7 protein-coding genes are annotated in these 11,915 nt (G+C 37.0%); 4 read left to right on the top strand and 3 right to left on the bottom strand.

Annotated features, from left to right (window positions below; genetic code table 11):
- Position 1: 1 nt before the first annotated feature.
- Entirely contained in the window at positions 2-1,084 is a 1,083-nt protein-coding gene (gene gcvT, locus APB85_RS10675; RefSeq protein WP_057481744.1) for a glycine cleavage system aminomethyltransferase GcvT, read from the bottom strand.
- Between the two features lie 401 nt (positions 1,085-1,485).
- On the opposite strand from gcvT, the gene APB85_RS10670 reads away from it, so the two are divergent.
- Entirely contained in the window at positions 1,486-3,009 is a 1,524-nt protein-coding gene (locus APB85_RS10670) for a bifunctional ADP-dependent NAD(P)H-hydrate dehydratase/NAD(P)H-hydrate epimerase (protein WP_057481745.1), read from the top strand.
- A gap of 250 nt (positions 3,010-3,259) precedes the next feature.
- Positions 3,260-4,768, top strand: coding sequence for a histidine ammonia-lyase (gene hutH / locus APB85_RS10660; protein ID WP_057481746.1), 1,509 nt, complete (start codon positions 3,260-3,262; stop codon positions 4,766-4,768).
- On the opposite strand, the gene APB85_RS10655 is transcribed toward hutH, so the two are convergent.
- Both APB85_RS10655 and APB85_RS10650 read right to left on the bottom strand, forming a co-directional pair.
- Positions 4,765-5,139 carry a hypothetical protein gene (locus APB85_RS10655; protein ID WP_057481747.1) on the bottom strand — a complete coding sequence of 125 codons (375 nt, stop codon included), beginning with the start codon at positions 5,137-5,139 and terminating at the stop codon, positions 4,765-4,767. The genes hutH and APB85_RS10655 overlap by 4 nt on opposite strands.
- A gap of 117 nt (positions 5,140-5,256) precedes the next feature.
- Positions 5,257-7,818: an ATP-dependent Clp protease ATP-binding subunit gene (locus tag APB85_RS10650; RefSeq protein WP_057481748.1), complete on the bottom strand. Its 2,562-nt coding sequence runs from the start codon at positions 7,816-7,818 to the stop codon at positions 5,257-5,259.
- A 250-nt stretch (positions 7,819-8,068) separates the two neighbouring features.
- Between APB85_RS10650 and gyrA the strand changes: the two genes are divergently transcribed.
- Positions 8,069-10,600, top strand: coding sequence for a DNA gyrase subunit A (gene gyrA / locus APB85_RS10645; protein WP_057481749.1), 2,532 nt, complete (start codon positions 8,069-8,071; stop codon positions 10,598-10,600).
- Between the two features lie 21 nt (positions 10,601-10,621).
- Entirely contained in the window at positions 10,622-11,878 is a 1,257-nt protein-coding gene (locus APB85_RS10640; RefSeq protein ID WP_057481750.1) for a tetratricopeptide repeat protein, read from the top strand.
- Positions 11,879-11,915 lie beyond the last annotated feature (37 nt).

Below are 11,915 nucleotides of genomic sequence, written 5' to 3'. Positions count from 1 at the left end.
ATTAGCCTTTATAAAAGGGCAATTTCACCTGTATGGCCGGAATGGATTTTTTTCTAACTTTTATAAAAATCTTGTTGCCAAATTTAGCAACTTCAGTTGGCACGTAGCCTAAACCAATTCCTTTTTCCAATGAGGGTGACATTGTCCCAGATGTTACCTCGCCAATAACCTTGCCATCTTCGTCTTCAATTTCGTAACCCTGGCGCGGGATTCCACGTTCTTCCAATTCAAAAGCCACTAGCTTTCTCTTTGGTCCTTCTTCCTTTTCCTTTTTTAAGGCTTCAGAATTTATAAAGTCTTTGGTGAATTTAGTGATCCAGCCCAATTTAGCTTCAATTGGCGACGTGGTTTCATCTATATCATTTCCATAAAGACAAAAGCCCATCTCTAATCTTAAAGTATCACGTGCTGCAAGACCAATTGGTTTTATCCCAAAATCTTTTCCAGCTTCCATAACGCGATCCCAAATTTGCTCAGCATCTTCGTTTTTAAAATAAATTTCAAATCCGCCGCTGCCGGTATAACCCGTAGCCGAAATAATTACCTTATCTATACCTGCAAATTCGGCAACTTCAAAGGTGTAGAATTTCATATTAGAAAGATCTACATCGGTTAAAGCTTGCATTGCCTTGGCAGCTTTAGGTCCCTGGATGGCTAAAAGAGAAAATTCATCAGACATATCCCGCATGGTCGCATCCATCGTGTTATGTTGCGCGATCCAGTTCCAGTCTTTATCTATATTAGAAGCGTTTACTACCAATAAATATTTTTCAGCATTAATTCTGTAAATAATTAGATCGTCTACAATTCCGCCGGTTTCATTTGGCATCACCGTGTATTGCGCTTTCCCGTCTACCAGTTTTGAAGCATCATTGGTAGTTACTTTTTGAATAAGTTCTAATGCATGTTCGCCGGTAATGAGAAATTCTCCCATATGGGAAACATCAAAAACACCTAAGTTTTCTCGAACATTTTGATGCTCAATATTCACACCTTCATAAGAAACAGGCATATTATAACCAGCAAAAGGTACCATCTTGGCATTAAGTTCTTTATGTCTGGCGGCTAGGGCAACTTCTTTCATTTTGTTTAAAATTTGCGCAAATTTATTGATTTCGCTTTGAATATAATATTAAAAAGGGGTTTTTATGGAGAATCATTAAAAACAGCGGGCTAGCAGTGTTTTGGAATAGGAATAACAGCTTTTAAAAGAATATTGATTGTCAGTGACTGAACTTCTTTGAGTTTTAAGCTGAATTCAAAATAGTTTGCGCCAATTTATTCGAAGACTTTATTTAAGTTTTATTTGCAATTTTCGCTGAAATTTAAGTTTAGATTAAACCTTTAAACAGAAGCTTTCAGGCTTTAATTTGTAATTTTATGAACATAAAATACCTCTGATAAAACTCACGAGGCGTTTATAAAAATAATAGTTTAAGTTCGAGGCAAATCTCGATTATCAAGTAAATTTCAAGCAAACCAATTATGAAGATATTATCTGCAAAGCAATTAAAAGAAGCTGATGAAATAACCATGGAAACCGAAGGGATTTCGAGCACGCGATTAATGGAGCGCGCTGCGAGCCTGGTTTTTAATGAGATTCACGAAAGGCTGGAAGGTGCAGATATCAATATCAAAATTTTCTGCGGAATTGGAAATAATGGAGGCGATGGACTGGTAGTGGCCCGTTTACTTCATAAATACGGTTATAGAGTTGAAGTTTACGTAGTGAATTATAGCGACAAACGCTCTGATGATTTTCTGGTAAATTACGATCGCTATAAAAAAGAGAGCAACACCTGGCCCGAATTGATAAAAAGAAAAGAAGATTTCCCGGAGATTTCTCCTGGTGATTTTGTGGTTGACGCTATTTTTGGAATTGGTTTAAACCGCCCTGCCGAAGGTTGGCTAGCAGAATTACTGAGACATATTAACGAGTCTGAAGCTTTTTGCTTAGCGGTAGATATGCCTTCAGGATTATTCCCCGATAAAATTCCGGCTGAAGATGCAGCGGTGATCAAAGCGAATTATACGCTCACCTTCCAAACGCCAAAAATTGTTTTTTACCTGCCTGAAACAATGGGTTTTGCCGGAGAAGTTCAGATTTTGGATATTGGCCTGGATCGTGGCTTTTTAAAAGATGTAAAGCCTGTTGCGCAATTGATAGGCAAACGCGAAGCGAGGCAACTTTATAAACCACGGAATAGAAATACTCATAAAGGGGACTATGGTCACTGTCTTGTGGTTGGGGGAAGTTATGGGAAAATTGGTAGTATTCTGCTTTCTTCCAGATCGTCCTTAAGAGCCGGTGCCGGTTTATGCAGTATTTTTTCACCAAAATGTGGGTATGATATATTGCAAACCAACCTGCCGGAAGCGATGGTTATTACCGATGAAGATGCTAACGAACTTACAAACATAGAAACAGATCTCGAACCCGATGTAATATGTTTTGGTATGGGCGCAGGGAAATCGACTAAGACGGTCAAAGCTTTTAAGGCTTTATTGGAAAGCACTCAAAATCCTATGCTCATTGACGCCGATGGATTAAACATGCTTTCTGAGAATAACGAATTACTGGATTTGCTTCCTAAGAATTCCGTATTAACGCCTCATCCAAAAGAACTAGAGCGTTTAATAGGGAAATGGGAAGATGATTTTGATAAGATGAAGAAGATAGAAGATTTCACTAAAAAGTATAAGGTGATTTTGGTTTTAAAAGGTGCGCATACATTTGTCTTTAGCGGAAAACATACTTATATCAATAATTCCGGAAACCCTGGGATGGCCACCGCCGGAAGTGGGGACGTACTTTCGGGAATAATAGCAGGTTTAATGTCGCAAAAATATGAGCCTTTGGTGGCAGCTATTTTAGGTGTTTACTTACACGGACTCTCAGGCGATATTTGTGCTGAAAAACTTGGCTATGAAGCTATGCTATCTGGTGATATTAGTGATAAGATGGGAGCGGCTTTTCTTGCTTTAATGAAAGATGAAAAAAGAGGATAACCTATTTTTAGAATTGTTTAAATATTATTTTTGAAAAATTCTTAAAATTTCTGCTTTAAATTTGGATTACATTAGCAGAAATAAGAATTTTGGCCCAGAATTTAAAAGAAATACAAGAACGAAAAATTTTATTTTTTTGATTTCTTTGTTTGATTAAAAATTCGGTCAGAATATTGCAGGACCAAACCCTGTAAGTTGTTGTGACTGCTATAGATTCAGAATAAACCTTCATTACTAAAAATAATATTTTATGCAATCTCATCATTATATCAGTTCAGCCATTTTAGACCTGGAAACCATTGAAGATATTTTGGTGAATAATAAAAAGTTAGCGTTGAGCGAGGAAGCTGAATCTAACATCCAGAAATCCAGAAAATACTTAAACAAAAAAATTACTGAAAGCGATGTCCCGGTTTACGGTATAAATACCGGTTTTGGGGCTTTATGTAATGTAAAGATAAGTCCGGGGAAATTAACCGAGCTTCAGGAAAACCTTGTGAAATCTCACGCTTGTGGTACAGGCGATAAAGTGAATAAAGATATTGTAAGATTAATGCTTCTGCTTAAAATTCAATCTTTAAGCTACGGGAATTCGGGTATTGCTTTGGAAACCGTATTAAGATTAGTAGACTTTTATAATCTCGATATTTTACCGGTAGTTTACGAACAGGGTTCGTTAGGAGCTTCCGGAGATCTTGCTCCATTGGCGCATTTGGCCCTGCCTTTAATTGGCGAAGGAGAAGTTTACTTTGAGGATAAAATAATAAGTGGAGAGGAATTACTAAAAATTCAGGAATGGGAAGCTTTAAATTTGCAGTCTAAGGAAGGTTTGGCTTTACTTAATGGTACGCAATTTATGAGTGCCCACGGTGTTTATGCCTTACTGAGATCTTATAAATTATCTTACCTGGCCGATCTCATTGGTTCAGTCTCAATAGATGCGTTTGATTGTAATTTATCTCCTTTTGATGAATTAGTTCATTTAGCGAGACCGCATAGGGGACAGGTAAAAACAGCTGAACGTATTCGTAAGTTTTTAAACGATAGCCAAATTGCTAAAAATGAAAAAGATAATGTTCAGGATCCTTATAGTTTTAGATGTATTCCGCAGGTGCATGGAGCGAGTAAAGACACGTTGAGTTTTGTAAGGAAAACCATTAAAACAGAGATCAATTCGGTTACCGATAATCCCAATATTTTTATTGAAGAAGATAAAATTATCTCAGGGGGAAATTTTCATGGCCAGCCTTTAGCATTAGCCCTTGATTATTTAGCTATAGCCCTGGCAGAGCTCGCTAATATTTCAGAAAGAAGAACTTATCAATTGGTTTCAGGTCTTCGTGGTTTACCCGCATTTTTAGTAGAAAACCCGGGTTTGAATAGCGGATTTATGATTCCGCAGTACACGGCTGCAAGTATTGTGAGTCAGAATAAACAACTTGCTGTCCCTGCATCTGTAGATTCTATAGTTTCGTCAAATGGGCAGGAAGATCACGTGAGTATGGGCGCGAATGGTGCTACCAAGCTTTTAAAAGTGGTAGAGAATTTAAATAGTGTTTTAGCGATTGAACTCTTCAATGCTTCGCAGGCTATGCACTTTAGAGAACCGGCAAAAACTTCGGCAATATTAAGTGATGTTTTAAATGAATTTAGAGCAGTAGTTCCAATATTACATACCGATGTAACGATGGCACCGCATATAAAATCGGCTAAATCTTTTCTGGAGAATTTTAATTTTACTGAAAATTTCTTCGATTAAATTCTGAATTGAATCCAGTTAATCGCTTCCTCTAAACTATCGAATACCTCAAAAGAACCGGAATCTTTATAAAATTGGCGTTCTACGTTATGCGCATTTAATTTAATAAGTTCGTTTTCGCTTACTACCGCAATAGCTTTTAAATTCTCTGCGAGAGCAGCTTCCCTGTAAACCAGTGGATCTACAGCATAAGAGTTCTTTCTTAAAGAGATATAGCCGTAAGGTCTGTTTTTAAAAACCTCATGGCCAATTTTTAATAATTCTGAGTTATTGTTTGCATTGAAAAGTACGCCTTCGGTCAATTCGGCGATTAGGATATTCTGAAAAATGCGCACCTGCCCAAATTCCAATTCCATAATTTCTGTGATCATTAATGTAGGGATTAATTCCTGGCAAATTTAATATATTTCAACGACTTTGATAAAAAAAGGCTATTTGAAATAATATTTTCAAATAGCCTCTTATAAAACTAATAATCTTTTAAAGCTCTAGGATTCTGTTTCTTCAATTGCTTTGTCAATTTTTATGGTCAATTCATTTTTCTCTTCATCTAAATCCATAAAAATTTTATCGCCTTCTTTTAGTTTAGAAGAAATGATTTCTTCAGCCAGTGCGTCTTCAATATACTTTTGAATAGCCCTGTTTAAAGGTCTTGCACCATATTGCTTATCAAAGCCTTTTTCAGCAATAAAATCTTTGGCTTTCTCACTTAAAGTTAAGCTGTATCCAAGACTTCCAATCCTGCTGAATAATTTCACTAATTCAATATCAATAATTTTGTGAATGTCTTCACGTTCAAGACTATTGAAGATCACTACATCATCAATTCTATTCAGAAATTCTGGTGCAAATGCTTTTTTAAGCGCATTTTCTATTACGCTTCGTGCATTTTCATCGGCTTGAGAGCGTTGAGAAGAAGTTCCAAATCCAACTCCCTGTCCAAAATCTTTCAATTTTCTTGCTCCAATATTGGAGGTCATGATAATAATCGTATTTCTAAAATCGATCTTTCTACCAAGACTATCGGTTAAATATCCATCATCCAATACCTGAAGTAGCATATTGAAAACATCTGGATGCGCTTTTTCAACCTCGTCAAGCAGAATCACTGCATAAGGTTTTCTACGAACCTTTTCGGTTAGCTGTCCACCTTCTTCGTAACCTACGTATCCCGGAGGTGCTCCAATTAACCTGGAAATAGCGAACTTTTCCATGTATTCACTCATATCTATTCGAATAAGTGAATCATCGTTATCAAATAATTCTCTCGCTAAAACTTTAGCTAACTGTGTTTTACCTACACCGGTTTGTCCTAAAAAGATGAACGATCCAATTGGTTTATTAGGATCTTTAAGCCCGGCGCGGTTTCTTTGAATGGCTTTTACTACTTTACCAACCGCATCATCCTGGCCAATCACTTTTCCTTTTATTTTCTTAGGAAGTTCAACCAATTTATTGCTTTCAGTTTGAGCAATTCGGTTTACCGGAACCCCGGTCATCATAGAAACCACATCTGCAACGCTATCTTCGTCAACTGTTTCTTTATGCTTCTTAGATTCCTCTTCCCATTTTTCCTGTGCTACCTGAAGTTCTTTTTCAAGATTTTTCTCATCGTCTCTAAGTTTAGCAGCTTCTTCGTATTTCTGCTTTTTAACAACCGAGTTTTTCTTTTCGCGAACTTCTTCCAGTTTTCGCTCCAGGTCTAAAATCTGTTTTGGCACATCTATATTAGTAATATGCACGCGAGATCCTGCTTCATCTAAAGCATCTATAGCTTTATCTGGTAAAAATCTATCGGTTAAATACCTGTTGGTCAATTTTACACAGGCTTCAATCGCTTCATCAGTATAAGATACGTTATGATGATCTTCGTATTTGTCTTTTATATTATTAAGGATTTCTATGGTTTCCTCTACCGAGGTAGGCTCAACAATAACCTTTTGGAACCTTCTTTCTAAAGCACCATCTTTCTCAATATATTGACGGTATTCATCTAAAGTAGTGGCTCCAATGCATTGAATTTCACCTCTGGCCAATGCGGGTTTAAACATATTACTCGCATCGAGACTTCCTGTAGCGCCACCGGCACCTACAATAGTATGGATTTCGTCTATAAAAAGAATAATATCATCGTTCTTCTCAAGCTCGTTCATTACGGCTTTCATGCGTTCTTCAAACTGACCACGATATTTGGTTCCTGCTACTAAACTTGCGAGATCCAAAGTAACTACGCGTTTATCGAAAAGTATTCTAGAAACCTTACGTTGTACAATTCTAAGAGCTAAACCTTCAGCAATAGCCGATTTACCAACTCCGGGTTCACCGATTAGTAGTGGGTTGTTTTTCTTTCTTCTACTTAGAATTTGCGAAACTCTTTCAATTTCTTTCTGACGTCCAACTACTGGATCAAGTTTATCGTTTTCGGCCATCGCGGTTAGATCCCTACCAAAGTTATCTAAAACTGGAGTTTTAGATTTTTTAGAAGTTTTCCCAGGACCGCTGCCGCCACCGCTAAATGGACTATCCTTGGTAGCGTCATCTGTATTGCCGTCATCATCAGAAAAAGATTCAGCCGTTGGGCTATCCTGAAAATCGGTTTCATCGCTAGCAATCATATATTTGAACTGATCTTTAACCCCATCGTAGTCTACTTTAAGTTTATTAAGTAGTTTAGTAGTAGGGTCATTCTCATTTCTTAAAATGCAAAGCAGTAAATGAGCTGTGTTTATATTAGAACTTTGAAAAAGCTTAGCTTCTAAAAAAGTTGTTTTTAAAGCGCGTTCTGCCTGTCGAGTAAGGTGTAAATTCCTTTTCTCGTTAGAAACCGCAGTAGATTCGGGATTTGCAGGGCTAAGTATTTCTACTTTACGTCTCAAGTGACTTAAATCTATATCTAAGGCGTTTAAAATATCTATAGCCTTGCCATCTCCATCTCGCAGCAAACCAAGCATAAGGTGTTCAGTACCAATAAAATCGTGGCCTAAACGCAATGCTTCCTCTTTGCTATATGCGATTACATCTTTTACTCTAGGGGAAAAATTATCATCCATCTTTATCTTCCTTTCTCTCTATGATTTATTCAGTACTTAACTTTCAAAAATTGTACCTAATCCTATGATATTAGCTAATTGACAAAATTACTTTCAATAATCAAAGGGTAAAATAAGGAACTTATTAACGATAGCACACTAAATATTTGTTAATAAAATCTGATTAAACAATACGCCAAACAGGGCTTCAACATCTATAAAATACGTAAATTGGCACGTTAGATTTTAGAACTAAAATAAACTTTACAATATGGCTGAAGGAGAAAAGCTTATTCCTATAAATATTGAAGATGAAATGAAATCGGCCTACATTGATTATTCAATGTCGGTCATTGTGTCACGTGCTTTACCAGATGTTCGTGATGGTTTAAAACCGGTGCATCGCCGGGTTTTATATGGAATGTATGAACTTGGAGTACTTTCTAATCGCTCTTATAAAAAATCTGCCAGGATTGTTGGGGAAGTATTAGGTAAGTTTCACCCTCACGGAGATTCTTCGGTTTATGATACTATGGTGAGAATGGCTCAACACTGGAGTATGAGGTATATGCTTGTAGACGGCCAGGGTAACTTTGGATCTGTAGATGGAGATAGCCCAGCGGCAATGCGTTATACCGAAGCCAGAATGCGTAAAATCAGTGAAGATATGCTTGCTGATATTGACAAGGAAACGGTAGATACTCAATTAAATTTTGATGATTCCTTAAACGAGCCTGTAGTGCTTCCAACACGTATTCCCAACCTTCTTGTAAATGGAGCTAGTGGTATTGCGGTTGGTATGGCTACCAATATGGCGCCTCATAATATTTCTGAAGTAATAGACGGAACCGTTGCTTATATAGATAATCACGACATAGAGGTTGAAGAGTTAATGGAGCATATTAAAGCTCCAGATTTTCCCACAGGAGGAATAATTTACGGTTACGACGGAGTGCGTGAAGCTTTTAAAACCGGAAGAGGTCGTATTGTTATGCGTGCCAAATCTTCATTAGAAGAAATTAACGGAAAAGAGTTTATAGTAGTTACCGAGATTCCTTACCAGGTAAATAAGGCAGACATGATCAAGAAAACTGCCGATCTTGTGAATGAAAAGAAAATTGAGGGTATTAGTCTCATTAGAGATGAATCTGATAGAAACGGGATGCGTATCGTTTACCAATTGAAACGAGATGCTATTCCAAATATCGTATTAAATACGCTTTATAAACATACTGCATTACAAACTTCTTTTAGTGTAAATAATATTGCACTTGTAAATGGTAGGCCAGAGATGCTGAATTTAAAAGATATTATTTATCATTTTATTGAGCATAGGCACGAAGTTGTTGTAAGGAGAACAGAATATGAACTAAAGAAGGCTGAAGATAGAGCTCATATCCTTGAAGGATTAATTATCGCTTCAGATAATATAGATGAAGTTATTGCCTTAATTCGTTCTTCCAGCAATGCAGAAGAAGCGCGAAACAAATTAATAGAGCGTTTCGAGCTTACCGAAGTTCAGGCAAAGGCGATCGTAGAGATGCGTTTGCGTCAACTTACAGGACTGGAGCAGGACAAACTTCGCGCAGAGTACGATGAAATAATGGCCACGATAGAAGACCTGAAAGACATTTTGGCGCGCAAAGAGCGCAGAATGCAGGTTATTAAGGACGAACTTCTTGAAATTAAAGAAAAGTACGGCGACGAAAGACGTTCTACCATAGAATATTCTGGTGGCGATCTTAGTATAGAAGATATGATCCCAGACGAACGTGTGGTAATTACAATCTCTCACGCCGGATATATTAAAAGGACTTCCTTAAACGAATATAAAACGCAAAATAGGGGAGGAGTTGGCCAAAAAGGTTCTAATACAAGAAATGAAGATTTCTTAGAGTATTTATTCTCTGGAACCAATCACCAGTATATGTTATTTTTTACTCAAAAAGGAAAATGTTTCTGGATGAGGGTTTACGAAATTCCGGAGGGTAGTAAAGCTTCTAAAGGTAGAGCTATTCAAAATCTTATCAATATAGACCCAGACGATCGCGTAAAAGCATTTATATGTACTCAGGATCTTAAGGATGAAGAGTACATTAATAAGCATTATGTGATTATGGCTACCAAAAAAGGCCAGGTAAAGAAAACTTCTTTAGAGCAATATTCAAGACCCAGAACTAATGGTATAAATGCTATTACTATTAAGGAAGACGATGAATTGCTAGAGGCAAAGTTAACCAATGGTGATAGCCAGGTAATGCTTGCTGTAAGAAGTGGTAAGGCTATTAGGTTTGAAGAAGGAAAAACCAGGCCAATGGGAAGAAATGCTTCAGGGGTAAGAGGAATTACACTTGCCGATGATAAAGATGAAGTGGTAGGAATGATCTCTGTTGAAGATTTCAATTCAGATATACTTGTAGTTTCTGAAAATGGATACGGAAAAAGATCCAGTCTTGAAGACTATAGAATTACTAACCGTGGCGGAAAAGGTGTCAAAACAATATCCATCACCGAAAAAACCGGAAGTCTTGTTGCAATTAAAAATGTATCAGACGATGAGGATATAATGATCATCAATAAATCTGGTATTGTAATAAGAATGGAGGTCTCTAATCTTAGAGTTATGGGGCGTGCAACCCAGGGAGTTAGATTGATCAATCTTAAAGGGAATGATGCTATTGCTGCTGTTGCAAAAGTGCTTCATGATGAAGACGATGTAGAGCTTATGGAAGACCCGGAAAAGACTGAAGATGCTGAAGAAAATCCAAATGGCACAACTATTGTAGACGATAGTGAAGAATAACTAAATAAAAACCAAAACAAGATGAAAACTAATATTTTTACTGTAGCTATTTTTACTGTAGCGTTGTCATTTTTATCGGTGGCTGCCGTTGCACAAAAAAGTGAAATTAGAGATGCGGGTGATGCCGTAGAAGATGGCAACTATGCAGAAGCCAAAACTGAATTACAAACTGCTGAATCTATGCTTTCTGAGGCTAATGAAAAGTGGACAGAAAGATTCTATCTTTATAAAGGACAAGCTTATTTAGGAAGTGGTGAGAAAGCTTCTCTTGAAGACCTTGAAATCGCAGCTGAAGCTTTTCAGAAAGCTCAGGAGTTAGGCAATGAAGAAGAAGCCGTTCAGGGTTTTGAACAGGTTAGAAATGCCTTGGTTCAGAGTGCTATCAACGATCAAAATACTGAAGATTTCGAGAGTGCTTCAGATAAGTTGTACTACAGTTACCAATTAAATAAGCAGGATACTCTTTATTTATATTATGCTGCTGCTAACTCTTTAAATGGACAGGACTATACTACAGCTTTAGAATACTATAAAGATCTAAAGGAATTAGGTTATGATGGTTCTGGTGTAGAATATCTTGCCACCAATGTAGAAACTGGTGAGGAAGAGATAATGAGTACTAAAGAACAGAGAGATATTATGCTTAAAACTGGGGAATATGAAAACCCTCAGGAGCGTAAAATTCCTTCTAAAAAGGGAGAGATCGCTAAAAACATTGCTTTAATCTATATCCAGGAAGGTGAAGATGAGAAGGCAATTGATGCGATTAAAGACGCAAAAGCTGAAAATCCTGACAATATTGCATTATTACAAGCTGAAGCTGATGTTTATTACAGAATGGGTAATAAAGAAAAGTACAATGAGCTTATGCAGGAAATGGTAAAGAAAAATCCTAACGATCCTAACGTATACTATAATCTTGGCGTTACCGCTGCTGAATTAGGGGATAATGAAAAAGCCATTGAATATTATAAGCAAGCGCTTGAGATTGATCCTGAAATGACAAATGCAAGAATGAACATTGTAGTTGCTATCCTTGCAAAAGAGCGTGCTATAATTGACGAGATGAATGGGCTTGGAATGAGTAAGGAAGATAACAAGCGTTACGAAGAGCTTGAAGAAGAACGTAAAGAGATTTATGAGCAAGCAGTTCCTTACCTTGAAAAAGTGATTGAATCAGATCCAGAAAATGAGAATGTGATAAGAACAGCTATAAACATCTACAACCAATTAGGTGAACAAGAAAAAGCTGCAGAGCTTAAAGCTAGATTAGAGTAATTATTCTCTAAATAGAATAGTACTAAACCACCGGTTT

Source organism: Salegentibacter mishustinae (genome assembly GCF_002900095.1).
Taxonomy (GTDB): Bacteria; Bacteroidota; Bacteroidia; order Flavobacteriales; family Flavobacteriaceae; genus Salegentibacter; species Salegentibacter mishustinae.
This window is presented reverse-complemented; position numbering and strand designations above follow the sequence as displayed.